This window comes from Nonomuraea sp. NPDC050478, assembly GCF_044458265.1.
In the GTDB taxonomy this organism is placed as follows: domain Bacteria; phylum Actinomycetota; class Actinomycetes; order Streptosporangiales; family Streptosporangiaceae; genus Nonomuraea; species Nonomuraea ferruginea.
The window spans coordinates 57,800-81,054 of the sequence record NZ_JBITHT010000011.1 but is presented as its reverse complement, the minus strand read 5'-3'; the positions used below and the strand labels follow the sequence as shown (position 1 = coordinate 81,054).

Below are 23,255 nucleotides of genomic sequence, written 5' to 3'. Positions count from 1 at the left end.
CCTGCACCGGAGCCATGTCTCATGGACGCAAGGTCCATGATCATTGCACGCATATTGCACGGCGGCTGCTGAGCCGGGACCACCCAGGACGCGAACACAGGGGCCTTCGGAGCCCAGCGTCGCAATGGTCGATGATCTAGGAGTAGAAGCCCCGCCCGTACTTTTCGCGCGGTTCGACGAAGTCTCCGGGACGAGTCTCCCGAAGGCGCTCGTAGCGCTCGGCGAACCTGTCGATGGCTTCGTGAATGGTGTCGCCATGGCTTCCCGGGGATCTTCCACAAGACCATCTTCCCGCTGTCAGCTTGGGAACTGCATCGATCACATCTCGTTCGGGCGCTGAACTGGGCGGAGAGCGGCACCGGCCCGGGCGGAGCGGGCCGCGGCCGATGCCGCGCTCGCCGAGGAGATCAGGCAGATCCACGGTGAGTTCGACGGCACCTACGGCAGTCCGCGCATCACCGCTGAGCTGCGCGCCCGGGGCCGGGCGGTCAACCACAAGCGGGTGGCGCGGGTGATGCGCCGCTTCGGCATCGTCGGGCTGCACCTGCGCAAGAAGGTGCGCACCACGGCGCCGGAACCCTCGCATCAGAAGGTGCCCGACCTGATCCGGCGGGACTTCACCGCGCCGGCTCCGAACCAGCGTTACGTCGGTGACATCACCTACCTGCCCGTCGGTGACGGCCGGTTCCTCTACCTAGCCACCGTGCTGGACCTGGGCTCACGCCGGCTGACGGGCTGGTCGATCGCCGATCACATGCGCACCGAGCTGGTGATCGACGCGCTGCGGGCCGCGGCCGCGACGCGGGGCAGCCTGGACGGGGCGATTTTTCATGCCGATCATGGGGCGCAGTACACCTCGGCCGAGTTCGCCCAGGTCTGTGCCGAGCTCGGGGTGCGCCAGTCCATGGGAGCGGTCGGCTCGAGCGCCGATAATGCCGCTGCGGAGGCGTTCAATGCCACCCTGAAACGCGAGGCCCTCCAGGGCGCTACGTGCTGGTCCTCGGCGTGGGAGGCTCGCCTGGCGGTGTTCAAGTGGATCGTCCGCTACAACACGCGCAGGAGGCATTCCACCATCGGCTACCTCAGCCCGATCGACTACGAGCAGCAGACCATCGATAAGGTGCAGCTCGCCGCATAACGACCGGTGTCCACACTTCGGGGCGAGCCCCCGCATGTACTTCGCCGCGCTCCGGCCCGAAGAGGTCGTAGACCTACGTCAGGAACACCTCGTCAGCCTTCCTGCGGACGACTGGGGAGAGATGCGGCTCACCAACGCGGAGCCCCGCTCAGGCAGTCACTGGACCAACAGCGGCAAGGTGAGGGAACGCCGGGAACTCAAGCACCGAGCCGTAGGCGAGATACGGCGAGTGCCCATCCACCCCGAGCTGTCCAACATGCTGATCGAGCACCTCAAGGAGTTCGGCGCCGGCCCCGGCAGACGCATCTTCATCGGCCCTCGCGGCGGCCTCATGACCGACCGCGCCGACCTCAAGGTCTTCCACGCAGCCAGAGCGAAAGCCTTCACACCGTCGGAGGCCGAGTCGCCCCTGATGGAGGTCCCCTACGCCCTGCGCCATGCCGCCGTCTCCACATGGCTCAACGCCAGCGTCCCCGCACCCCAAGTGGCCGAATGGGCAGGCCACAGCGTTGACGTCCTGCTACGCGTCTACGCCAAATGCATCTACGGACAGCAGAGCGAGGCCATGCGCCGAATCTGGGATGCGACACGATGAGATGCCCAACAGCGCCAAGCCGCAACAGGCTCGGCAGCTATGAAGGGCGCTGAGGGGCGGTGCGCCGCCTCTCAGCCGCATATAAAAGTCAGATTGCGCCTCACTGGCCCCACGAAACTTGTTGCGCTACAAGGCCCCGCGCATCCTGCAACCCCTAGCGATATCTCTTTCGCAGCCTAGACCCCAAGCTGCGCGTTCTATGACTTTGAAAAATCTGGCGGCTCGGATTTTTAGTCCCAGCCGCCCTATCCAGAAGTGCGGAAGCAAGCAGAAGCCGACCACTATATACGAGATCTGGCACCCTTTCTGGATCCATTCGGTATGCAACATCATGCTTGAGCATGTTGTAGGTATGCCAGAAATCTTTGCACCAATCCTCCGCGTTGCCCACCCACGCGCTGAAGGGCTTGCCCACTCGGCCAGCCAACGCCTGCATATATTTGCCATTGGCCCATGCAGCTGGACGATTACTCTTAACCCAGTACTCGATACCAGCAGCAACGTCCCTTAAAGCCACCTCGGCCGTCGCTGGACCGAAGCGATAAGGGTTCACGACAGGGTTAACTGCCCGTGGATGTGCGCCGTACAAGCGAATCCAACGAGCCAACCCTGGAACTCCACCTAGATCAGCTAGATCGAAAAGAGGATACTCATTTATGGACTTCGGACCTTGAATCCCTGGGAGGGGGATCATAAGAGCACCATTCCAGAGCCTAGGCCTCGATGTCTCACCTCCATCGACAGGATATGTGTGCAGGTCGGCCGCACCGTCGGCAGCTGTGACGAAACCTTCCCATGCCAGGTTTAGTAGATCCTGCACGAAAAGCAACGGCTGCAGAAGATCCCATACGTCGCGTGGCCGCTTGCTTGAGCAGGCGAGCGTGACAGGCGCACTGGCGATTCGTCGATCTTGATCGCCGCCCACTTGCCAAGTGGTTGACAGGACAACTTCTCGACCGTGAGAGATTTTGCGACTCTCAGGCTCTGTCGCACCGAGAGTAAAGGTCCACGACTTGGGTCGCCCGTCGTCCCCATGCGTAACGCTTTCCTTCGCTGCCGACACACCGGCCCAATCGCTGACACCATGAAAGCGGGCTTCGACGCATGTTACTCGCGCACTCTTCAATCTATCGAACGGAATATCTCCAATCATGGTGCGCGCACGGTACCGCTTGGACGATGCCCGATATCCCGAACGCGTCGTCCAACCACTCCCTATTACTTCCAAAAAAAGGGCTGACTTCTCCGGCATGAGAGCCGCGATAGCTTCCGGAGTCCCTTCCGCCTTGCGTTGAGAGTATTTCTTTCTGATATTTTCATCCAGCGTCTCGATGAGAAGCCACCCACCATCGCGACGGACATACCCGCGCTCCGGGTCCCCGTTCAAGCTTGGAACCTTCTTCGTGAAGGGCCAGAAGAATCCCAAACTACCTTCGATAACTTGGCCGAGAGGAACATCGCTCACGATCGTGACCTCCTGGTTCCGTCCAAAGCCTCGCTGAGGATACGTTTCTCCGTCGTCGAAGAGGCCATGACGTTCGAAACAGCAGACCCTACTCGCCCGCCTTAAGTCAACCTCCAAGAAGCACCATGCAGGTTCCCTGGTTGTAGGGGCAGGCAAGCATCCGAACCTTCACACCTCGTCCTAGGGACTCCAGGGGTCTCGATCTCTTCAGCGGTCGAGCCATGATGAGCGAGACGCTCAGCGACTTTCGGCCACCCATCGCGCGAACAGCAGGGCCTGCAAGTCTCAAGGCGCCACTGTCGTTAGCGTGCACAGCCCGAGGTACGAAGCACTCGGAGTCTCCCGTAACTTCGCCTCCCGCCTTGACGACGAGGTCGCCGACGTCGACACACGAAGGGCGGAACGCCCGGCAGCTCATCTGCGCTCAGGCGTCCACCTGTACGCAATGGTCCCAGTCATGCCCTCAATCTGCCCCGGGAAGTGGGGTCGAGCGAGGCGGTGATCTCCTCTGAGCTGCCAAGCAGGACCTGAACCGTCCGTTGCCGCTTCAGATCGGCAAGCTCGGCGAACTGGCCACGGCCCCTCTCCTTGATCACTAGGGAACGTCTAGGGAACGATCAACCGTAGAGCGCCGGTCTCAGCCGTAGACGGCCGGACACAACGTAAGAGGCCCGTCACCGTGTTTCCGCTGGTGACGGGCCTCTTCCCGCTGGTGTGGCAGGTGCAAGGTTCGAACTTGCGTAGGCTGAGCCGACGGTTTTACAGCGGGTCGACGTTCCTAGCCGCATCAGGCCCCTGACCTTCGGGGACGGCTCTCGCTTGTCCGGTGCCGGGGAAGATCATCCCGCGTATATCCCGCGAGGGAAAGGCAGGCACGATCGTCTCTGGAACCTGCGGATTGAAAGATCGATCTCGCACTGTTCCGGGCAGTTCGATGCAGGTCAGGGCGGGTGCACGGTCCCGCTTGAAGGCCTCGCGATACATATTGCCGACAATTCGGATCCGAATCCAATCAAGGCCATCAAGACCATGAACCGGAGCTACCCTAATGACATGGTCGACCTTAGCCTCCCAGACGCGTGGAATCTATGGCTTTCCGGTAGATCCATCAGCGACATGACCCTATGGGGAATCCCGACCATTTGGTGGGGAAGAGGTGGGAAAGTATTATCATTTCTGGCCGCGGCTACCGTGATCCTAGACATTATTGGCCCAGAGACCCTGAAAGCATATGCACAGCGGGCGCGCGAGAAAGACAAGACATGGAACGATCATCCTCTCTATTCGACCAAACCTCGGCGCACAATAGGCTGTTTAGCGCTATTCATTGTGCCACCAATCATTATTGCCATGCTCGCAAACCCCGACGTTGTACAGGCCATACATCCCCTACTATATGAGCAGATTCTCTTTTGGATATCCATCGCAGGTATGGGCTTTGTCTATGTATACAACTTCAAGCGCTACATCGTTGAAAGCGTGGCACTATTCGCCGGACTACTTGAACATCGCCGCTTCGCCGCCGTGGTCCGCATCTTAGGGTTCACCGCTCTAGCGATAGGCTTTCATTTCGACCTACTCGCAACTTGAATTGTGAGAAGTTCGATGTAATGGCTCGCCGCGCATGCAAAGTATGAGGCTCTCGGAGAGCCGCCACGATGCTCGGTGAGCCAGGGTGAGGAACGAACCCTGGATCGTCGATCGCCCCCAAGCACTTACGGTGGCCAGCCATGCAGTGGCGATCGTAGGGCTGCATCTGTGCGACGGCGCGGCAACCCCGGTCGGAGCGTTCGGTTGGTACGACGGGGCCGGCGTGCGGTGCCCGGCCCGGTGTCCCGCCGCCGTCCGGGACCGGCCCCCAGGCCGCACGCCCGGACGGCGGGCGGGCGGAGGGCCGGGGGTACGGCGGCGCGCCGCGCCGCCGCTTGATACCTATGAGATCAATTCGGCAATGTGTGGCGCTCAGGCTGATCCCGTCTTCCGGGACTTCAGCACAGACTTCACGAAGGCCACACGAGCTCGGATCTGGATGGAGAAGGCCTCAGCGGTTGCGGTGGCAAGCGGCTCGTTGTAGACGATGCCTTCGTCGGTGACCTTTGTCGTCACGAACCAGCCGGCTTGATAAATATTTTCTCCGAGAAAGCGCCGAACCATCTCCTGGTAGCGCTGATTGTAGGACATACCGCCGAATACAGGATCGGTCGGGAAGAGCGCACTTGTCCCCCGATCCCTCTGCTCGCTCTCGTTGTCTTCTTGGAGGATGAAGACGTATCCTAGCCAGGCCCCCACATCTCCGTAGGGGTTGTTCTTGATCTGCGCTGCGTGAGTGTCTGTTGCGGAGCCAAGCGCTTCCTCGAATCGATTGTTGAGATTCTTGCCCACACTGCCAACCATGGACTTGAACTCGAAGGCTGCGACTAACATATCTTCGAGGATCACTACAAGGTCCCATTGCTTGCGAACCCTGTAGAATCCGGGCAGGTATGCTTGGCGTGTTGTGATGCATTCTGCCGGAACGCCTGCATTTAGAAATTCATCGGCAACAATCTTCTCGATGCCACCCATATGACCATTTGCGCGTGCTGCACCGCCCGACTTCCCCGCATCTTCAAGTCTGGCCCTCTGACTCTCCCTCGTAGACCAGAACGATTCGATTGCGCGCTGTACATCTTCTTTCTGCACCCTAGGTGCTCCCTTCGGCCCTGGATCTGGTCCCCGAATCCGATCAAGGTTAGGGCATGACCCCGGTCTCATGCTGGGCGAAGTTCGGACCTGCGGGCTGCCCTCCATCCCTACTCCCCGTAAGGTGGCGCTTGTGAGAACGCTCGCCCTGGACATCAACCTCGTCCCTCGTGCCTCTCTGGGGGAGATCCCTGACGAGGCCGTTGAACACGGTGAGGTCTTCACCCGTCGATGGATCATCGAGATGATCCTCGACCTTCTCAACTACCGCTCTGACCAGGACCTAGCTGCCCTCCGCCTGATGGAGCCGGCCTGCGGCGGCGGAGCATTCCTAGAAGTCATAGCCCAGAGAGTCAGTGACTCCTGCCGGGCGCACGCTCGCAACATCATCGATGCGGCCGACGCCGTCTCGGCCTACGACCTCCTCCCCCGGAACGTGATGGCTGCCCAGTCACGCGTCGAGAGACTGCTGACGGAGGAAGGGTGGTCGACAGCTGAGGCGACCAAGGTAGCCGAATCATGGGTTCGCCGCGGTGACTACCTTCTGGAACAGGAAGCACGGCCTAGCGTGGATGTCGTGGTCGGCAACCCCCCGTACATCCGTCTGGAAGATGTCCCAGAGAAGCGGACGAGCCTCTATCGCGCGCTATGGCCGACGATGGTAGGCCGAGCAGACATCTACATCGGGTTCTTCGAAGCGGGCCTCCGCTCCCTCAAAGAGGGGGGCCGACTCGGCTTCATCTGCGCCGACCGGTGGATGCGTAACCAGTACGGGCGAGAGCTACGCAAGCTAGTCAGCGAGGAGTTCGCTCTAGACGCCTGTGTGACTATGCACGACGTCGATGCCTTTGAAGAGCAGGTAGCTGCGTACCCGGCGGTGACCATCATCCGACGCGGAGAGCAGGGGCCGGCGGTTGTCGCCGATACGAAGCGAGAGTTCAACGACACTGCGGCCCGCGACCTGGTGAGCTGGGCGCGCCACAACAAAGAGGCATCGAAGCAGACCCCCACCTATGAAGCGGCCCGGATGCCGCATTGGTTCTCCGGTGATGACCTGTGGCCGTCCGGCTCCCCCGCAAGGCTTGCGGCACTGGAGGACCTGACAGAGCGCTTCACGGTTCTTGGGGATAAGGCATCCAGGGTCCGGGTGGGTATCGGTATCGCGACCGGCGCCGACAAGGTCTTCATCACCAACGATGCCGATCTGGTGGAGGCGGAACGTCTCCTCCCTCTTGCGATGGTGCGCGACACCACAAGCGGGCATCTCTCGTGGGGCGGACACTATCTCGTCAATCCCTGGGATGAGAACGGACGGCTCATTGAATTGAGCCGTTATCCGCGGCTCGCAGCATGGTTTCGCCGAAACCGTGCGGTACTCAGCGGGCGTTACATCGCCAAGAAGGCCCCCGATAAGTGGTACAAAACGATCGATAAAGTTGAGCACGGCCTGACCGGCCAACCCAAGTTGCTCTTTCCGGATATGAAGCTCAGCAGTCACCCGGTACTGGACGAAGGCGGCTTCTATCCGCACCACAATCTGTACTTCATCACCTCGGACACGTGGGACCTTGAGGTTCTCGGCGGTCTGCTGCTGTCCAAGGTTGCTGAGGCCTTCGTCGAGGCCTTTGCCGTGAAGATGCGCGGTAAGACGCTCCGTTTCCAAGCTCAGTACCTTCGCCGAATTCCCGTGCCCGACCCTGGCGACATCAAAGACGAATACAAGGCTCAGCTCGCTTCAGCGTTCCGTATCCGGGATGTCGACGCGGCAACAGCAACGGCCTTGAAGGTCTATGGGCTCGACGAGTGGCCGAGCTGAACGACCATGCATGTGCACATAGAAGTTCGGGTAACCGTCGCCAATCTCGACGAGGTCGAGCGAATCGCATCGGCGATCATAGATCGGCGGTTGGCTGCTGCTGTGCAGATCACCGCGCCTATCACGTCCATCTACTGGTGGAGGGGCGCGGTGCACCGAACTCAGGAATGGCTCTTGCTGATCAAAACGACAGGCGACCGGTTCAACGAGCTGGCCGCCTGCGTCCGTGAGTTGCACTCGTACGAGGTGCCGCAGATCATCGCCGTTCCGCTGGTGGCCGGGACGGCCGACTACCTGGAGTGGATCAGGCAGGAGACGTCCCCAGAGCCCGGCGCGTAGCGATCAGGTCACCGAGCAGTTCGCGAGCGGCGGGGTCCTGCTGACTGGTGAGGGTCTTCTCTACGGTGCCCAGGTGTTGCAGGCCCCACGTTGACTCAGTTCGCTGGGCCGAGTCCAGAGCACGGCGAGCGTAGGTGACGCCGGTCGGGATGTCACCGATCTGGAACTGAGCTTGGGCGACGTCAGCGTAGATGACGGCGATGCGCTTGTGGTCGCTGTCATCATCGAGCGAGCTGAGAGCCTGCTGCCCTGCTGTGATCACCTGGCGTTCGTCGCCCAGCCGGACCTGAACGGAGAGCTGGAAGGCGGCCATGCGCCCGCCGTCCAGGAAGCGTGTCCAGGCACGTTCGCGATGCGGGCGGGAGCGGTCGAAAGCCTCTTCGGCCTGCCGTAGCCGTTCCGCAGCTTGCCTGTCCCCCAGCGTGGCGAGGTGTTCGGCCTCCAGGCAGAGCAGCCATGCCCGTGTGGCGTCGTCGCCCTGGGCCGGTAGGAACTGCTGCGCCCGCCGTACCGCCTCCAGCGCGGCTCGGCCCTCCAGCATGTACGAGCGGTAGGCGTGGGTGCATGCCTGGATGATCGGGTGCCCGCTCTCCTTCGCGGCGAGTGCTGAGACGCGGTTGAACGATGCCGACTGCGCGGGCCGCTTGAGATCCCAGGCGAGCCACGATGCCAGCGTCGCCGCTTCTCCAGCGGTGGCAGCCAGTCTGCGGCGGAACCGCTCGGGTGCGCCTTGAAGCAGCGTGCTCAGCTCGTTGAGGTGGCTGGTCAACCCTTGGTAGAGGGCGCTGGCTGGAAGTTCGTACTCCAGCCGGTGGAACCCGATGGTCCGAGCTTCGAGGCGTTCGACGGTGTCCTCGTCGAGCACCTGAGGGCCGGCAAGTGCCCGGGTCAGTCGTTCCCAGGGGTCGGCGACGGAGGCGGCGGCTTCGGCGGTCAGTCCGGCCGCGAGCAGGAGCATCGTTCGGCGGTCCACGTGTGCGTCCAGCCTTCCCACGATCCAGGCCAGCGTCAGCACGTCAACATCAAGAAGGTCGGCGCTCTGGCGCGGGCTGACAACAAGTTCGACTTGTTCCACGCTAAGAAGGCCGCTTGCTGGTGTTCCATCCCGAGCCGGGATGGGTGCTGACAAGACCGGGGTGCCGGTGATGACGCGCGGAGCCAGACCGAGAGTCATCCGCGCCGCATCCGGCAGTCGCAGACCCTCGGCGATGCGCTCGAACACCTCGAATGAGGTGACCTGGACTGCGCCGTTCATGATCTCGCTGACTTTGCCCTGGCTGAGGCCGACGGCGACGCCGATGCGGGTCTGGCTGACGCCTGCGTACTGGCGCACGAGCCGGAAGAGGTGGCCGATGTCGCGATTTGTGAGCGCGGTGAGCATTTCGGGGCGTTGCCACAGGTCAGCCGGTACGACGACCGGTTCGGCCCCGTCTGCGGGCATCTGCCGTTTCCCCTTGCGTCCTTGGACTGCCGGTGACTCCACCGTCACGGCTCGCAGTCATCCCGTCAAGGGATAACACCCATCCCGTCCAGAGATCTCGGCTCGGGATGGGCTGTCTCCGTCCAGGTCAAGACGCTTGTCCCATGACTGCGAACAAGCTGCTGACACGTGAGAGGTGCCGCGCCTGCCGGGGCAAGGGCTGGCGCTGGGTGAGGGCCAGCCGCGCTGACGCGCTGCGCCGTATCGACGGCACCACGGTTGATCTTGCCCAGGTTGATTGCTTCGAGTGCTCCGGCGTGGGCAGAAGGCGGGCCGCGTGATGGAGATCGTCACTGACTGCGTGGCCCCGCACGTGCCCAGGGCGCTGCCGAATCACATGGAGATCGTGTGGCTCGACAGGCTTCGGGCGGAAGACCGTGTACGGGTGATCACCTGGACCTGCGACTGCCAAGCCGTCTACTACGAGTTGTGTCACGCCGCCGGTCGCGCGTACATCCGGCGTACCCTGCGCAAGGACGGCACGGTTCACGAGACGTACCGCTGGCTGTTCCGCGAAGCCGCACAAGTCTGGGACGCGCTGCTGCTCGGCCAGGCCCAGTAGGCGGGGTACGACTTTCTGACCGAACCGAGGGTTGCCCAAGCTACCTGCGCTGATAGCCTGCTTGGCTAGACAGGCATGGTGATTGCGGGGCTTCCTGATGTCATTCGAATACACGCCTCCGAAGTACGCCCAGTTGATCGCGGAGCTGGAAAGACGCATCGACTCGGGCGAGTACCCGCCCGGCTCCATGCTGCCCAGCGAACATCAGCTCATGGCCGAGTTCGGCATGGCCCGACCGACCGTGGTCAAGGCGCTCGGCGTGCTGCGGGACCAAGGCTGGATCGTCACCCACCAGGGCAAGGGCCGTTTCGTGCGCGGTCGCCCGGCCATTCCCACCGGTCAGCAGGTACGGACCGGGCGGGAGCTGCTGGAGCGTAAAGAGGTCCAGGTCTCCACTCGACTGCTGACGGCCGAAGAGGTGCAGGCGCCCAACAGGATCGCCGCCTATCTCAACCTCAAGCCCAAGTCCGCGGTGGTGCTGCGCCGGTCGCTGGTCGAGCATGACGGGGAACCCACCGAGATCTCCTCGACGTGGCTGCCGGTCGAGGTGGCGTCCGGAACGCCGCTGACCGAGCCGGAGGAGTTGAAGCAGGGCGTTCGCCGGTACGTCGAGAGCGCGGCCGGCACTTCGCTGGACCACATCATCGAGCACGTCACCGCGCGGAACCCGACCAAGGAGGAGTCCAGCCTCCTGGACGTGAAGCCCTCCGCCGCGCTGCTCACCGTCTACGCCGTGGCCTGCGATGCCACCGGCAAGCCGTGGGTCGTGGTCGAGTCCGTGCTTCCCGGTGATCGGCATGAACTAGAGGACGCGTATCCGATCCGGTAATCCCGGATTTCTTTACCTTCCGAGCCCACTTGGCCTACTTGACTGGCCAAGTGGGCTCAGTGCTTAATAGAGCCACAACTTGGTCAGTCAAGGTGGCTGACCGCGCAAGACAAGGAGGTTCGCACCATGGCAATCCAAGGCCCCATCCCCGTCACGTACGCCCAGGTCTTCCCGCACGGCTGCTACAGCGTCGGGGACGTCGAGCCGGTCAAGGACTTCGAGGCATCCACCAACGGCCGGTTCGTCCAGGCGCGGGACAAGCAGACGGGCGAACTCGTCTGGCAGATCCCCGTCATGGACGCCGACCCGACGCTCAAGGCCGCACAGAAGACCGTGGCCGTGAAGATCCTGAGCCCGGTTCAGCCGGTGCCCCCGGCTCCCGTCGCGGGGCTGCCGTTCACGCCGGTCGAGTTCGACGGCATGACCGTCACCCCGTACGTCAACGGCTCCGGACGGCTCGCCTACTCCATCAAGGCGCGGCAGATGCTCGCGCCCCGCACCACTACCGCACCCGCCACCACCAACGCCAAGTCCAGCAGCAAGGAGGCCGCTGCCGCATGACCGGTTCCAGCTACACCACGATCAGCATCAAGCCCGACGCCGAACCCCGCATCGGGGTCTCCATCCACCCGGACAGGCTGACCAAGGTCGAGTACTACGCCGCCGATCAGCACGCCTGCGTCTTCCTCTGCATCCGCCACGGCGCCTGCCAGGTGTTCATCAGCACCACCAGCGACACCGAGATCACCGGCGAACACCTGCGGTTCGCCAACGAGCTCGTCGAAGCGGCCACCAGCTTCCTGGCCGACTGCGAGCGCCTGCACGCCGAGCAGAACGCGGCGGCCTGACACACGAAAGCGGGGCCGCTGGAACTGGTCCTTCCGGCGGCCCCTTCTTCTCCCCTGACGCCAATCACGAGAGGAGTTCAGCCTAATGTTCAAGAAGCTCCCCGGCGACGAGACGCGCAACCTCGTCACCACCACGCCGGACACTGCCGTCGTCTTCCGTCCCGCCGTGGTGAAGACCCCGGCCATTCTCACCCTGCTCGTCTTCGCCTGCCGCTTCCTCGCCGCCCTCGCGCGGACGGTGTGGCGGCATCCCGTGGCCGTCGCCATTCCCGTGAGCCTCGGGGTCGTCTGGCTGCTCTACGACTGGCCGCTCGCGGTCTCCCTGCTCGGGTTCGTCGTCCTGGCGCTGCTCGGCTGGGCCTTCACCGACCGGACCTCCTTCGCCCGCCTGATCGGCTGGCGGCTACTGGCCTGGTGGCGGCTCGTCTCCGTCTACCGCCGTCACTGGCAGCCCGTCATGGACGTCTCCGGTCTGGCCCGGCGCGTCCACGGCCGCGACTACCTCCCTCGGCTCGTCCGCGTCCAGTGCGACGGCTGGGCCGACCGGATCACCGTCCGCATGCTCAAAGGCCAAGCGGTCAAGGACTGGGCCGACCGGACCGACAACCTCGCCCACGGCTTCGGCACCACCTCATGCCGCGTCGCGCTCATCAAGGGCGGCCGGTTGCTGCTCACCTTCCCGCGCAGCGACCCACTGGCCGCCCCGATCCCGGCACTGCCCATCCCGGATGAGCCGACCGTGGGACCGGTCGAGATCGGCAAGCAGGAAGACGGCAAGCCGCTGCGGCTCAAGGTGCATGGCACCCACGTCCTGATCGCGGGAGCCACAGGGGCCGGCAAAGGCTCCTTCTTGTGGGACACCATCCGCGGCCTGCTTCCCGCCATGCGCGCGGGCCTAGCTGAGGTGTGGGCGCTCGACCCGAAGCTGATGGAGCTGTCCTACGGCCGCGAACTCTTCCGGGGCCGCTACGCCGCCGACCCGGCCGACTGCGCCGACCTGCTGGATGAGGCCGTCACCGTCATGCACAAGCGCGCCGCCCGCTTCGCCGGACTCCAGCGCTCCCACGTCCCGACCATCGAGGACCCGTTCGTCCTGGTCCTCGTCGACGAAGTGGCGTTCCTGACCGCCTACCAACCCGACAAGCAACTGCGCCACCGCATCTCCGCCGCCCTGGCCACGCTCGCCACCCAAGGCCGCTCGGTCGGCGTCGGCGTCATGGCCGCACTCCAGGACCCACGCAAGGAGGTCATGAACATCCGCAACCTGTTCCCCGACAAGATCGCCCTCCGCCTCGACGAATCCGAGCAGGTGGACATGGTCCTCGGCGACGGCGCCCGCGATCGTGGCGCTCTGGCCGATCACATCTCCCCCGTCCCGGAGCTGGGCGCGGGAGTGGCGTACATGCGCCTGGAGACGAGCCCTGAACCGATCCGGGTCCGCGCCGCCTACGTCTCCGATCACGACATCCGGCAGATGGTCGCCCTGTTCACCGAGCGGGGTGAGGCCGCATGACGAACCCGCACGACCGCGCCCTGCCTCGCGCCGTCCGGCTGGCCATGCCGCTCGCTCAGGACGTCGTGGAGGAGGTCGCCAAGCAACACGGCGTGTGCATCCGGCCCGTCCCGCTCAAGCGGCTCGACACCCAGACCGGACAGTGGGAGATCGTCGATGTCCCTTGCGGCTCGCCGATGGAGGCCAAGTGCCCTCCGTGCGCCAAGCGCAACCGGCACCTGCGCATGGCCCAGTGCCGCGAGGGCTGGCACCTCGACGAGGAACCCGTCATCACACCGGATGAGCCGAACGACGAACAGCGCTGGCTGGTCGAGTTCCGCGCCGACATCCAGGCCCAGCGCGACGACGCCGACAAGGCAGGCGCCGACACCGCCGAGCTGGACGCGCTCATCGAGGGCCTGGACGAAGAGATCAACAACGCTGGGATGCGCGGCAACGTCCTCGGCCGTACCGCTCCAAAGCGGACGCGTTCGACCAAGCGGCGACAGGACGCGCCTGACCTGCCCAAGCGCACGATGACCAACACCACCCTCGGCCGGACCTTCCAGGCCCCGGACGGCAAGACCTACCGGCCGTCGCTGTTCGTTACGCTCACCCTGCCCTCCTACGGCAAGGTCCGCGACGGGGTGCCCCTCGATCCCGAGACGTACGACTACCAGCGTGCCGCCCGCGACGCGCTGCACTTCTCCAAGCTGATCGACCGCTTCGTGCAGAACCTACGCCGCGTCGCGGGCTATGACGTGCAGTACTTCGCCACCGTCGAACCTCAGAAGCGGCTCGCCCCGCACCTGCACATGGCCATCCGCGGAACCCTTCCGCGTGCGGAGATCAAGCAGATAGCCGCCGCCACCTACCACCAAGTGTGGTGGCCACAGGCCGACAAGGTCGTCTTCGACGGCGAGCACCTGCCCATCTGGCAGGACGGGGCCGGCTACCTCGACCCAGCGACCGGCGAAGTCCTGCCCACCTGGGACCAAGCCCTCGACCAGCTCGACGCCGACGACGACGCCGAACCACTGCATGTGATCCGCTTCGGCGACCAAGTAGACGTCAAGGGCGTGCTCTCCGGCACCCCGGACGCCGACCAGTGCATCCGCTACCTGTCCAAGTACCTGACCAAGAGCCTCGGCCAAAGCCTCGACGGCGGCCAAGCCCAGCGCGAGCACGCGGCCCGGTTCATCGACGCCCTGCGCTACGAACCCTGCTCGCCGACCTGCGCCAACTGGCTGCGCTACGGCATCCAGCCCAAGAACGCCAAAGCCGGGATGACCCCTGGCCGGTGCCGCTCCAAGGCCCACAAGCCCGAACACCTCGGCTACGCCGGACGCCGCGTCCTGGTGTCCCGCAAGTGGTCCAACAAGACCCTCGCCGAGCACAAGCAGGACCGCCGCACCTGGGTCCTGGAAGCCCTCGGCCAGACCGGCGAACCGATCGACCCACACCGCTACGTCTGGCGCCCCCTCCCGGCCGGAGACGCCAACGTGCCGCCGCTGTCGGTGCGGCTGCTGCGATCCGTACGAGAACGCCAACGCTGGCGCGCTCACATGGCCCAACTCGAAGCTCAAGCACAGGGCCAAGATCTTTCGGCAACTGAGCAGACAGGGAGGGCGGCATGAGCAGGCGCAATGAACTTCTCACCGTCGCCCAAGTCCTCGAAGAACTCGGCGGCGTCTCCCGTCGCACCTTCTACCGCTGGCGCGAGATCGGTAAGGCTCCGCGCGGCATCCGCCTGCCCAACGGCGAACTCCGCATCTACCGCAGCGACCTCGAATCCTGGCTCGAATCCCTCCGGAGCGCAGCATGACGACCTCGTACGACGTGAAGTTCTGGGAGATCCGCCGAAACAAGTCCAGCAAGTCCCCCTCCTTTGAGGCGCGCTGGAAGGTCGGCGGCCGGGAGAAGTCCAAAACGTACAAGACCAAGGCCCTCGGCGAGAGTTTCCTGTCCGACCTGCGGCAGGCGGCGAGACGCGGTGAGGCGTTCGACCTGGAGACCGGTCTCCCTGAGTCGATGATCAAAGCCAAGGACGCGCGGACCGTCCTTGACTTCGTGAAGGCGTACGTCGAAGCACGTTGGCCGCACGCGGCTGCCAAGAGCCGTGACAGCATGTCCGACGCCCTGGCAACGGCTCTCCCAGCCTTGACTACGGACAAGGCAGGTCGGCCGGATGCTGCCCTCCTCCGTACGGCCCTACGCCAGTACGTTCTGCTGCCTGAGGACAAGCGATGCGCGATGCCTGCTGACATCGCGCGGGCCGTCCGCTGGCTGGAGGCGGCATCGCTCAACATGGAAGACCTCAACGAGACGAAAGCGGTACGCCCGGCCCTCGACGCCCTCGCGCTCCGCCTCGACGGCAAGCAGGCCGGCGCCAACACGATCAGGCGGAAGCGCGCTGTCCTTCACCACGTCTTCGAGTACGCGGTGGAACTGGAAGAACTGCCGTCCAACCCGCTGCACCGGATCAAGTGGAAGCTACCGAAGACGACCGAGACCGTGGATCCGCGGGTCGTGGTCAACCCTGGCCAGGCCAGGGAACTGCTCGTGGCGCTCACCTACGTGGGCAAGCGCCAGCGCAACGGAAAAGGACGGGGCCGGCGGTTGATGGCGATGTTCGCCTGCATGTACTTCGCCGCGCTCCGGCCCGGTGAGGCGGTCAGTCTCCGTGACCAGGACTGTTATCTCCCGCACGAGGGCTGGGGGCGGCTCACCCTCGACGGCTCCCGCCCTGAGGTAAACCGTCGCTGGACCGACACGGGCGACGCTCACGAGCTGCGCGGTCTCAAGCATCGAGGCGAGGATGACGTCCGGCGGATCCCGATCCCTCCGGAGCTGGTCAAGATCCTTCGGCAACATATCGATGAGTTCGGCGTCGCCCCTGATGGGCGGCTGTTCCGCAGTGAGCGCGGGGGCGTGGTCGCCTCGACGGCCTACACCGAGGTCTGGCAGGAAGCCCGTACCCTCGCCCTCACACCCGCCCAGGTCGCCTCACCACTCGCCCGGCGACCTTACGACCTCCGGCACGCGGCCGTCTCGCTCTGGCTCAACGGCGGCGTACCGGCTCCGGAGGTGGCCGCCCGTGCCGGTCACGGCGTGGATGTCCTGCTACGCGTCTACGCCAAGTGCATCGACGGCCAGGAGGACATCGTCAACCAGCGGATCGCGGACGTACTGACCGCATGAGATCACGAACAGCACCACTCGAAGGGCTCCGGCTTCCCCCGGGCCTTTCGGCGTTGCAGGGCCGTGTCATCCCGCGCATATTCCGGATCATGGGCGTTCACCTGGGGAAACGCACCCGGATCCATCCCGCGTATATCCCGCGACCACCGACAAACGGCCGCTCAGGGCTGCATCTGGCTGCACACCCCTGAAACGCAGAAGAGGCCCCGTAGGGCCTCTGACCTGCAGCTACTGCTGGTGGCAGGTGCAAGGTTCGAACTTGCGTAGGCTGAGCCGACGGTTTTACAGACCGCTCCCTTTGGCCACTCGGGCAACCTGCCGTGTCTTCCGCTCTCGCGGCGACAGAGAAAAGGATAGCGGACTTCCGCAGTGCACGTGACACCAGTTTGTCCCCGTCCCGAATCGCTCCGACCCCCTCGTTCCCGCGGACACCCCACCGAGGTCAGCCCCACGACACGGAGCTTTTCCACAGGGCCGGAGGCGGACCCTGCACCGGGCGGAGATGCTGGCTAGGCTCGTGGGCTGGATGCGTTCGGAGTCGGACGCTCACCGGTGCTGACGCAGCTGAGAGGAAGTGTGCTTTGGCCGATTCATCGTTCGACATCGTGAGCAAGATCGACCGGCAGGAGGTCGACAACGCGCTCAACCAGACCGTGAAGGAGATCGGGCACCGCTTCGACTTCAAGGGTACGGGGGCGAGCATCAGCTGGTCCGGTCAGGAGCATATCGAGATCAAGGCCAACAGCGAGGAGCGGGCGAGCGCCGCGCTCGACGTGTTCAAGGAGAAGGTGATCAAGCGCGGCCTCTCCCTGAAGATCCTCGACGCGGGCGAGCCCAAGCTGTCGGGCAAGGAATACAAGATGCTGGTCGCGCTCAAGGAGGGCATCGACCAGGAGAACGCGAAGAAGATCTCGAAGATGATCCGCGACGAGGGCCCCAAGGGCGTCAAGGCGCAGATCCAGGGCGAGGAGCTGCGGGTCAGCTCAAAGAAGAAGGACGACCTGCAGGAGATCATCGCCCTGCTCAAGGGCAAGGATCTCGACATCGCCCTTCAGTTCACGAACTACCGGTAGCGGAGCGGGGCGCGAGGCCGTGCGCGGTCGTCGCGCTCCCGCCGGCACCGTAGGCGGTCGGGAGCGCTTTCCCCTTTGCCGACCGCGCTGAGCAGTGAGAAGACCTCTGGTCAGGTCGCCGCCGTGGCCTGTTCCAGCACCTCCAGCACCGTGGCCGTCAGCAGCGTGACCTTGTACCCGTTCGAGGCCGTCGGCGCGCACCGGGAAGCGGCCCGCCCGGCCGCCACCTCCATGGGCTCCCCCGCGGCGAGAGCCTGTTCCACCTCCGGCAGCCGCAACGGGACGCGGGCGACGCCCCCGACGCTCACTGCCGCCGCACCGTCAGGCGTCACCCGTGCCACGGCCTCCACCAGCGGCCACTCGGCCTCGGACCGGCTGGTGGCGCGGTGGTACGCGGCCCGTTCGCCGGCCACGGGCGGCGGCAGGTGGACCGCCAGGAGGATTTCCCCGGGGTCGAGCAGATGGTCACGCGTCGGGTCGGATCCGTACAGGGAGCCGACCGGGAAGGGGCTCCTCCCGTGCACCTCCACCTCGGCGGCGTAGACCAGCAGCGCCATCGCCATCGACGACGGATGGGGGGCGACGCACGGGCTGGTGTCGATCACCGCGGAGTAGAGGCTGAGCCCGTCGCGGGCGGGGCAGGAGTCGCCGCCGTTCTGGTGGCAGGAGAAGGCCGGGTTGCGGAAGTACGAGCAGCGGTTGCGCTGGAGCAGGTTGCCGCCGATGGTGGCCACGGCGCGGATCTGGGGTGTGGCCAGCGCTCCCGCGGTGAGGGTCAGCGCGGGGTAGGCGGCGCGGAGCCGTTCGTCGCGGGCGATCTCGGCGATCGTGGTCAGCGCGCCGATGTGGGCGGAGCCGTCCGGCTGCCAGGTCACGCCCGACGGCCCCGGCAGATCCCGCAGGTCCACGTACGGTCCGGTGCCCGGCAGGCTCATCAGGTCGGTGCCGCCCGCGCGGAGCCGGCCGTGCGGCGGGTTCTCAAAGATGGTCACGCTCTGATCCCTTCGAGGAGCCGGTCGGGGCGGATGGGCAGGTCGTGGGGGCGCCAGCCGGTGGCGTTGTGCACGGCGTTGGCGACGGAGGCGGCCACGCCGATCGTGGAGACCTCGCCCAGGCCGACGCCGCGGCCGTTGACGTGGTCCCAGCCGTCCTGGTGGAAGTGGATGGTCATCTCCGGGGTGTCGCCGATGCCGGGGATGCGGTAGTCCTCCAGGTTCGCGGTGAGGACGGTTCCGGTGGTGGGGTCGACGTGGCGTTCCTCGTACAGGGCGTAGCCGATGCCCTGGATGATGCCGCCCTCGCACTGGTTGCGGGCCGGTCTGTCGGCGTAGATGTGGCCGGTCGCGATGCCGCCCCAGACGCGCAGCGGCCTGACCGTGCCCATGCGGGTGTCGACCTCCACTTCGGTGACGTGGACGGCGCCGCTGAATCCGCGGCCGATCGCCATGCCCTGCACTGCGAACGGGGTCACGTAGCCGCCCCGGTCGCGCCGCCGCTTGCCGACCACCTTGGTGCCGGGAGTCATGCCCTGGGCCCGCAGGCGGCGGGCCGCGTCGCGTGCGGCGGGGGCCACCGAGGTGGTGGTGCGGCTGCCCAGGGACGCCGGTCCCGGCACGGTGCCGGATCGGCCGATCTCGACGCGGATCCGGTCGGCGGGCAGGCCGAGCTCCTCGCGCAGGATGCCGGCGATGACGCTGCGGATGCCGGTCCCGATGTCCTGCGTGGCGGTGCGGGCGACCACCACGTCGTCCTCGACCTCCAGCTCGACCTCGGTGCCGGGGCTGACCGCGTAGAACCAGTTGGCGGCGGCCACGCCGACGCCGCGGCGGTGGCGGCCCGTCTGCGATCCGGTGCGCGGCCTGTCCCGCCAGAGGGGCAGCTCCGCCGCCCGTTCGTAGAGCGCGCGGCGCTTCGGGTTGCCGTCCCAGCGGCGGCGCAGCGCGATCGGGTCCTCCTCCAGGCGGTGGGCCATCTCGTCGACGGCCTGCTCCAGGGCCCACAGCAGGGGCGGGGCGCCGGGGCCGCGGAACGGCGTGCCGGGCGGTTCGTTCGTGACGACGTCGAAGTCGCGCAGCCGCCGGGGCGCGGTGCCGTACACGAGGCGGGCGTGCAGGGCGACGGCGGATCCGACGGACACGCCGCCGCGGCCGTGCACGTCCACGGCGAGGGCCGACAGATCGCCCTTCTCGTCGGCGAGCAGGGCGATCCCGGCCCGGGTGCCCGGCCGGTTGCCGGCGTCGGTGAGCTCCTCGGCGCGGCTGAGCACGACGCGTACGGGGGCCCGGCAGGCGCGGGCGAGCTCGACCGCGGCGACCGTCTCCACGGTGATCCCCGCCTTGGCCCCGAAGCCGCCGCCGACGTGCTCGGCGACGACGTGGACCCGGTTCGCGTCGAGCTTCCAGCGCTTGGCCGCCCGCTCGGCGGCCATGGCCACCGTCTGGGTGGACAGGTGCAGGTGGAGGTCTCCCCGCTCGTCCCATCGAGCCACGCACGCGTGCGGCTCCAGCGGCGTGTGGACCTGCACGGCGGTGGTGTACGTCCCGGTGACCAGGAGCGGGTCGGCGCGCCGGCGGGCGGCCTCGATCCGTTTCACCGCGGTGCCGCCGCGCCGGCTCGCCCCGGTGAACGGGCCGTGCACGTTGCCGTTCCAGCCGCCGGGCAGCGTGAGCCCTTCCCCGGAGGACGGGGCCTTCTTCCTGGTCCGCTCGTCGTAGACCGGCGGGGCGCCGGGCGTGTCGTCGAGCGCGGCGGGGAGCGGCTCGTAGCCGATCCTGGCGGCCTCCGCGACGGCCAGCGCCTCGCGGCGCGTGGGCGCGGCGACGGCGGCGATCGGCTGGCCGGCGTAGCGGACGATGCGGTCGGGCGGGAGCAGGTCGACCGTGGTCCCGTCCACGTCGACCGAGGTGACCAGCGCGTGCGCCCGGGTCGAACGGATGATCACGCCTTCCCACTGGCCGTCGTGCCGGATGTCGGTGGTGTAGCGGGCGCGGCCGGTGACCTTCTCGACGGCCTCGACCCGGGCGGGCGTCGGGGTGCCGGAGTCGTGCTCGCCCCGGCACGCGGCCTCGATCGCGGCGTAGATCCCCGCGTACGCTCCGCAGCGGCACAGATGACCGGCCATGGCGGCGGCGATCCGCTCGCGCGGCGGCGCGACGTCGCCGTGCTCTTCGCGCCAGGCGTCGACGAAGGCGGCGGCCTCCACCACGAAGCCGGGCGTGCAGTAGCCGCACTGCAGCCCGTCATGGGCCATGAACGCCCTCTGCACGGGATGGTCGAGCCCTTCGGCCGTGACGACGGCCCGTCCCTCCACCGCGGTGGCCGGGAGCAGGCAGCTCACCTGCGGGGTTCCGTCCACCTTGATCGTGCACGCTCCGCAGACTCCGGTACGGCAGACCGCTTTGGCCCCGGTGAGGCCCAGGCCGTCGCGTAGGACGTCGACGACCACGTCGTCCGGGCCGGCGTCCGCCTCGGTGGGCACGCCGTTTATGGTGATTTTCATGTCACTCCTGCTGACGCCGTCAACATCGGATGTTGACAGTGTCAGCTACCATCGCTGACGTTGTCAACATGGGAGGTCGTGAGAGGGTGGACGCATGGTGGACGACACCAGGAAGCGGCTGATCGAGAGCGCGCTGAGCCTGCTGCGCGAGGAGGGCCTCGACGCCGTGACGTTGCGTGCGGTCGGCGAGCTGGCCGGTCTGTCGCGGATGGCCCCCTACCGGCACTTCACCGACAAGACCGCCCTGCTGGCGGCCCTCGCCGCCCGGGTCATCACCGACCTCAGCACTCACGTCGCCGCCGCCGTCCTGCGCCACGCCGGCCGTCAGGAGCGGCTCCAGGCCTTCTACGGCAGCTACGTCGAGTACGCCGTGGCGCATCGCGAGGAATACCGGCTCGTCTTCGCCTCGGCGTTCTCCGCCGGCGACCATCCGGAGATGGAGAAGGCGCTCGACGAGGTGATGACCGCGCTCAGCCTCGACATCACCGACCACGGGCCGGTCAACAAGGCCACGATGATGGCCCTGATGTCCACCGCCCACGGCCTCGCCGAGCTGGCGACGGCGGGCCACCTCGCGCACAAGGCGATCAGCCTGGAGGACGTCATCGACATCATCATCAGGGGCGTCGGCCGGTCCGGTGCTCAGCCGGGGGCCACCAGGCGGTAGCCGACTCCCCTGACGGTCTGGATGAGCGTGTCGTCGGTGTCGCCGAGACGGGCGCGCAGGCGCTTGACGTGCACCGCGATCGTGTTGGTGGCGATGTTGTCCCCCGAGGCGTGCCAGACGTGCCGCATGATCTGCTCGCGGGTGACGGTCCTGTCGAGGTTGCGCATCAGGTAGTGGAGCAGCTCGAACTCGCGCAGCGGCAGGTGGACGACCCGGCCGGCGACCTTCACCTGGTAGGCGTCGGCGTCGAGCTCCACGTCGCCCACGGCGATGAGCCGGCCGGCCTCGCCCGCCGCCGTCGCCTGGATCAGGGGCAGCAGCTCGTGCAGCCGGTACGGCATGGCCACACAGGCGGTCGCCCCCGCCGTGAGCGCCTGCACGGCCAGCTCCGCGTGCCCCTCCCCGATGCCGAGGAGCACCGGCATCGGATGGCTGATGCGGATGGCCCTGACGAAGTCCACGGCGCTGATGAGCGGCAGCGACGCGCTCACCAGCACCACGTCCGGGCGCAGCGCTCCCGTCTGGATGAGCGCCTGGGCGCCGTCGGCCACGCCCGTGACCTCCACGCCCTCGCGGGCCAGGGCCGCCGCGAGCACCTCGACCCCGGCCGAGTCGGGGTCGGCCACCAGCAGCAGCGGCACCGAAGGCGCCCCCGCCCGCGCGCCCCCGCCGAGCGTCGCCTGCGGCTGGATCACCCGGGTCCTCCTCTGAGTCGGGTCACCCGAAGCGACCGGTGATGTAATCCTCGGTGCGCTTGTCGGTCGGGTTCGTGAAGATGCGGCTGGTCTCGTCGAACTCCACCAGGCGGCCGTGCCGCTCGCCCTTGTCGTCCACCTCCGCGGTGAAGAACGCGGTGCGGTGGGAGACGCGGGCGGCCTGCTGCATGTTGTGCGTGACGATGACGATCGTGTAGTCGCGCGCCAGCTCCTGCATCAGGTCTTCGATCTTGGTGGTGGCGATCGGGTCGAGCGCGGAGCAGGGCTCGTCCATGAGGATCACCTCGGGCTTGACCGCGATCGCCCGCGCGATGCACAGCCGCTGCTGCTGGCCGCCGGAGAGGGACAGCGCGTTCTGCTTCAGCTTGTCCTTGACCTCGTCCCACAGGGCCGCCCGGGTGAGCGCCTCCTCGACGAGGTCGTCCATCTTGCCCTTCAGGCCGTTGACGCGGGGGCCGTAGGCGATGTTGTCGTAGATGGACTTGGGGAACGGGTTCGGCTTCTGGAACACCATGCCGATGCGCCGCCGGACCTCGATCGGGTCGACGTGGTCGCCGTAGAGGTCCTCGTCGTGGTAGAGGATCTTGCCTTCGGCGCGGGCGCCGGGGATGAGGTCGTTCATCCGGTTGAAGCAGCGCAGCACGGTGCTCTTGCCGCAGCCGGACGGGCCGATCATGGCAGTGATCTCACGATTGCCGATGATCATGTCGACGCCGCGGACGGCCTCGTACTCGCCGTAGAAAACACTGAGACCCGACACGGTGAAGACCGGGTCGAGGGATTCGATGGTACGGGGGGCGCCGGGGGCGTTGACCGCGATGTTCTTCATGGTTGTCGTCTCTGTCTCGCTCAT

At 66.2% G+C, this 23,255-nt stretch carries 21 protein-coding genes, 1 tRNA gene and 1 pseudogene; 15 read left to right on the top strand and 8 right to left on the bottom strand.

Features of this window, described 5'->3' with window-relative positions:
* Nucleotides 1-346: 346 nt before the first annotated feature.
* A pseudogene (locus ACIBF7_RS40910) lies at nucleotides 347-1,138 on the top strand (IS3 family transposase); the annotation flags it as partial.
* A gap of 34 nt (nucleotides 1,139-1,172) precedes the next feature.
* On the top strand, nucleotides 1,173-1,733 hold the full coding sequence (locus ACIBF7_RS40905; RefSeq protein WP_364232743.1) for a hypothetical protein: 561 nt from the start codon (nucleotides 1,173-1,175) through the stop codon (nucleotides 1,731-1,733).
* A 154-nt stretch (nucleotides 1,734-1,887) separates the two neighbouring features.
* Here ACIBF7_RS40905 and ACIBF7_RS40900 read toward each other — a convergent pair whose 3' ends face one another.
* Nucleotides 1,888-3,198 (bottom strand): hypothetical protein, encoded by a 1,311-nt coding sequence (locus ACIBF7_RS40900; RefSeq protein WP_364232741.1) that lies wholly within the window; start codon nucleotides 3,196-3,198, stop codon nucleotides 1,888-1,890.
* 1,053 nt (nucleotides 3,199-4,251) lie between these two features.
* Between ACIBF7_RS40900 and ACIBF7_RS40895 the strand changes: the two genes are divergently transcribed.
* On the top strand, nucleotides 4,252-4,788 hold the full coding sequence (locus tag ACIBF7_RS40895) for a hypothetical protein (protein ID WP_397199530.1): 537 nt from the start codon (nucleotides 4,252-4,254) through the stop codon (nucleotides 4,786-4,788).
* Between the two features lie 372 nt (nucleotides 4,789-5,160).
* Here the strand turns inward: ACIBF7_RS40895 and ACIBF7_RS40890 are convergent, their stop codons facing one another.
* Nucleotides 5,161-5,880 carry a PaeR7I family type II restriction endonuclease gene (locus ACIBF7_RS40890; protein WP_397199529.1) on the bottom strand — a complete coding sequence of 240 codons (720 nt, stop codon included), beginning with the start codon at nucleotides 5,878-5,880 and terminating at the stop codon, nucleotides 5,161-5,163.
* Nucleotides 5,881-6,013: 133 nt separating this feature from the next.
* Here ACIBF7_RS40890 and ACIBF7_RS40885 point away from each other — a divergent pair, with 133 nt between their 5' ends.
* Together ACIBF7_RS40885 and cutA are read left to right on the top strand one after the other, a co-directional pair.
* Nucleotides 6,014-7,696 (top strand): Eco57I restriction-modification methylase domain-containing protein, encoded by a 1,683-nt coding sequence (locus ACIBF7_RS40885; RefSeq protein ID WP_397199528.1) that lies wholly within the window; start codon nucleotides 6,014-6,016, stop codon nucleotides 7,694-7,696.
* Between the two features lie 6 nt (nucleotides 7,697-7,702).
* Nucleotides 7,703-8,035: a divalent-cation tolerance protein CutA gene (gene cutA, locus ACIBF7_RS40880; RefSeq protein ID WP_397199527.1), complete on the top strand. Its 333-nt coding sequence runs from the start codon at nucleotides 7,703-7,705 to the stop codon at nucleotides 8,033-8,035.
* Here the strand turns inward: cutA and ACIBF7_RS40875 are convergent.
* A complete protein-coding gene (locus ACIBF7_RS40875; protein ID WP_397199526.1) occupies nucleotides 8,001-9,476 on the bottom strand; it encodes a helix-turn-helix domain-containing protein in 1,476 nt (491 codons plus the stop codon). The two genes, cutA and ACIBF7_RS40875, sit on opposite strands and share 35 nt — an antisense overlap.
* A 319-nt stretch (nucleotides 9,477-9,795) precedes the next feature.
* Here ACIBF7_RS40875 and ACIBF7_RS40870 point away from each other — a divergent pair, with 319 nt between their 5' ends.
* From ACIBF7_RS40870 to ACIBF7_RS40835, 8 genes are all read left to right on the top strand, one after another.
* Nucleotides 9,796-10,077, top strand: a complete 282-nt coding sequence (locus tag ACIBF7_RS40870; protein ID WP_397199525.1) for a hypothetical protein — start codon at nucleotides 9,796-9,798, stop codon at nucleotides 10,075-10,077.
* Nucleotides 10,078-10,174: 97 nt separating this feature from the next.
* Nucleotides 10,175-10,906, top strand: coding sequence for a GntR family transcriptional regulator (locus tag ACIBF7_RS40865; RefSeq protein ID WP_397199524.1), 732 nt, complete (start codon nucleotides 10,175-10,177; stop codon nucleotides 10,904-10,906).
* Nucleotides 10,907-11,032: 126 nt separating this feature from the next.
* Complete coding sequence (locus ACIBF7_RS40860; RefSeq protein WP_397199523.1) at nucleotides 11,033-11,467, top strand: plasmid replication, integration and excision activator; 435 nt, start codon at nucleotides 11,033-11,035, stop codon at nucleotides 11,465-11,467.
* Nucleotides 11,464-11,754: a hypothetical protein gene (locus ACIBF7_RS40855; RefSeq protein WP_397199522.1), complete on the top strand. Its 291-nt coding sequence runs from the start codon at nucleotides 11,464-11,466 to the stop codon at nucleotides 11,752-11,754. Before ACIBF7_RS40860 ends, ACIBF7_RS40855 begins: the two co-directional genes overlap by 4 nt.
* 85 nt (nucleotides 11,755-11,839) lie before the next feature.
* Nucleotides 11,840-13,267 carry an FtsK/SpoIIIE domain-containing protein gene (locus ACIBF7_RS40850; protein ID WP_397199521.1) on the top strand — a complete coding sequence of 476 codons (1,428 nt, stop codon included), beginning with the start codon at nucleotides 11,840-11,842 and terminating at the stop codon, nucleotides 13,265-13,267.
* Nucleotides 13,264-14,883 (top strand): replication initiator, encoded by a 1,620-nt coding sequence (locus ACIBF7_RS40845; RefSeq protein ID WP_397199520.1) that lies wholly within the window; start codon nucleotides 13,264-13,266, stop codon nucleotides 14,881-14,883. Before ACIBF7_RS40850 ends, ACIBF7_RS40845 begins: the two co-directional genes overlap by 4 nt.
* The gene (locus ACIBF7_RS40840) at nucleotides 14,880-15,071 is read left to right on the top strand and encodes a helix-turn-helix transcriptional regulator (RefSeq protein ID WP_397199519.1); all 192 of its coding nucleotides are present in this window, start codon (nucleotides 14,880-14,882) and stop codon (nucleotides 15,069-15,071) included. The genes ACIBF7_RS40845 and ACIBF7_RS40840 overlap by 4 nt, the downstream gene beginning before the upstream one ends.
* Nucleotides 15,068-16,447 (top strand): tyrosine-type recombinase/integrase, encoded by a 1,380-nt coding sequence (locus ACIBF7_RS40835; RefSeq protein ID WP_397199518.1) that lies wholly within the window; start codon nucleotides 15,068-15,070, stop codon nucleotides 16,445-16,447. Before ACIBF7_RS40840 ends, ACIBF7_RS40835 begins: the two co-directional genes overlap by 4 nt.
* Before the next feature lie 235 nt (nucleotides 16,448-16,682).
* Here ACIBF7_RS40835 and ACIBF7_RS40830 read toward each other — a convergent pair.
* Nucleotides 16,683-16,767, bottom strand: a tRNA-Tyr gene (locus tag ACIBF7_RS40830).
* A 261-nt stretch (nucleotides 16,768-17,028) separates the two neighbouring features.
* On the opposite strand from ACIBF7_RS40830, the gene ACIBF7_RS40825 reads away from it, so the two are divergent.
* On the top strand, nucleotides 17,029-17,520 hold the full coding sequence (locus tag ACIBF7_RS40825; RefSeq protein ID WP_148036498.1) for a YajQ family cyclic di-GMP-binding protein: 492 nt from the start codon (nucleotides 17,029-17,031) through the stop codon (nucleotides 17,518-17,520).
* A 110-nt stretch (nucleotides 17,521-17,630) separates the two neighbouring features.
* Here the strand turns inward: ACIBF7_RS40825 and ACIBF7_RS40820 are convergent, their stop codons facing one another.
* Together ACIBF7_RS40820 and ACIBF7_RS40815 are read right to left on the bottom strand one after the other, a co-directional pair.
* Complete coding sequence (locus ACIBF7_RS40820; protein WP_397199517.1) at nucleotides 17,631-18,512, bottom strand: FAD binding domain-containing protein; 882 nt, start codon at nucleotides 18,510-18,512, stop codon at nucleotides 17,631-17,633.
* On the bottom strand, nucleotides 18,509-21,019 hold the full coding sequence (locus tag ACIBF7_RS40815; protein ID WP_397199516.1) for a molybdopterin-dependent oxidoreductase: 2,511 nt from the start codon (nucleotides 21,017-21,019) through the stop codon (nucleotides 18,509-18,511). Before ACIBF7_RS40815 ends, ACIBF7_RS40820 begins: the two co-directional genes overlap by 4 nt.
* 94 nt (nucleotides 21,020-21,113) lie before the next feature.
* Here ACIBF7_RS40815 and ACIBF7_RS40810 point away from each other — a divergent pair, with 94 nt between their 5' ends.
* Nucleotides 21,114-21,686, top strand: coding sequence for a TetR/AcrR family transcriptional regulator (locus tag ACIBF7_RS40810; protein ID WP_364232737.1), 573 nt, complete (start codon nucleotides 21,114-21,116; stop codon nucleotides 21,684-21,686).
* Here the strand turns inward: ACIBF7_RS40810 and ACIBF7_RS40805 are convergent.
* The gene (locus ACIBF7_RS40805) at nucleotides 21,662-22,381 is read right to left on the bottom strand and encodes a response regulator transcription factor (RefSeq protein ID WP_261809046.1); all 720 of its coding nucleotides are present in this window, start codon (nucleotides 22,379-22,381) and stop codon (nucleotides 21,662-21,664) included. The genes ACIBF7_RS40810 and ACIBF7_RS40805 overlap by 25 nt on opposite strands.
* A 22-nt stretch (nucleotides 22,382-22,403) precedes the next feature.
* Nucleotides 22,404-23,231, bottom strand: a complete 828-nt coding sequence (gene pstB / locus ACIBF7_RS40800; protein ID WP_222709350.1) for a phosphate ABC transporter ATP-binding protein PstB — start codon at nucleotides 23,229-23,231, stop codon at nucleotides 22,404-22,406.
* Nucleotides 23,232-23,255 lie beyond the last annotated feature (24 nt).

Coding starts and splice junctions, on each gene's coding strand:
- ACIBF7_RS40840 (WP_397199519.1), top strand. CDS start 14,880: ATGAGCAGGCGCAATGAACTTCTCACCGTCGCCCAAGTCCTCGAAGAA.
- ACIBF7_RS40905 (WP_364232743.1), top strand. CDS start 1,173: ATGTACTTCGCCGCGCTCCGGCCCGAAGAGGTCGTAGACCTACGTCAG.
- ACIBF7_RS40860 (WP_397199523.1), top strand. CDS start 11,033: ATGGCAATCCAAGGCCCCATCCCCGTCACGTACGCCCAGGTCTTCCCG.
- ACIBF7_RS40855 (WP_397199522.1), top strand. CDS start 11,464: ATGACCGGTTCCAGCTACACCACGATCAGCATCAAGCCCGACGCCGAA.
- ACIBF7_RS40875 (WP_397199526.1), bottom strand. CDS start 9,476: ATGCCCGCAGACGGGGCCGAACCGGTCGTCGTACCGGCTGACCTGTGG.
- cutA (WP_397199527.1), top strand. CDS start 7,703: ATGCATGTGCACATAGAAGTTCGGGTAACCGTCGCCAATCTCGACGAG.
- ACIBF7_RS40895 (WP_397199530.1), top strand. CDS start 4,252: ATGGTCGACCTTAGCCTCCCAGACGCGTGGAATCTATGGCTTTCCGGT.
- ACIBF7_RS40865 (WP_397199524.1), top strand. CDS start 10,175: ATGTCATTCGAATACACGCCTCCGAAGTACGCCCAGTTGATCGCGGAG.
- ACIBF7_RS40870 (WP_397199525.1), top strand. CDS start 9,796: ATGGAGATCGTCACTGACTGCGTGGCCCCGCACGTGCCCAGGGCGCTG.
- ACIBF7_RS40850 (WP_397199521.1), top strand. CDS start 11,840: ATGTTCAAGAAGCTCCCCGGCGACGAGACGCGCAACCTCGTCACCACC.
- ACIBF7_RS40815 (WP_397199516.1), bottom strand. CDS start 21,019: ATGAAAATCACCATAAACGGCGTGCCCACCGAGGCGGACGCCGGCCCG.
- ACIBF7_RS40845 (WP_397199520.1), top strand. CDS start 13,264: ATGACGAACCCGCACGACCGCGCCCTGCCTCGCGCCGTCCGGCTGGCC.
- ACIBF7_RS40835 (WP_397199518.1), top strand. CDS start 15,068: ATGACGACCTCGTACGACGTGAAGTTCTGGGAGATCCGCCGAAACAAG.
- pstB (WP_222709350.1), bottom strand. CDS start 23,231: ATGAAGAACATCGCGGTCAACGCCCCCGGCGCCCCCCGTACCATCGAA.
- ACIBF7_RS40810 (WP_364232737.1), top strand. CDS start 21,114: ATGGTGGACGACACCAGGAAGCGGCTGATCGAGAGCGCGCTGAGCCTG.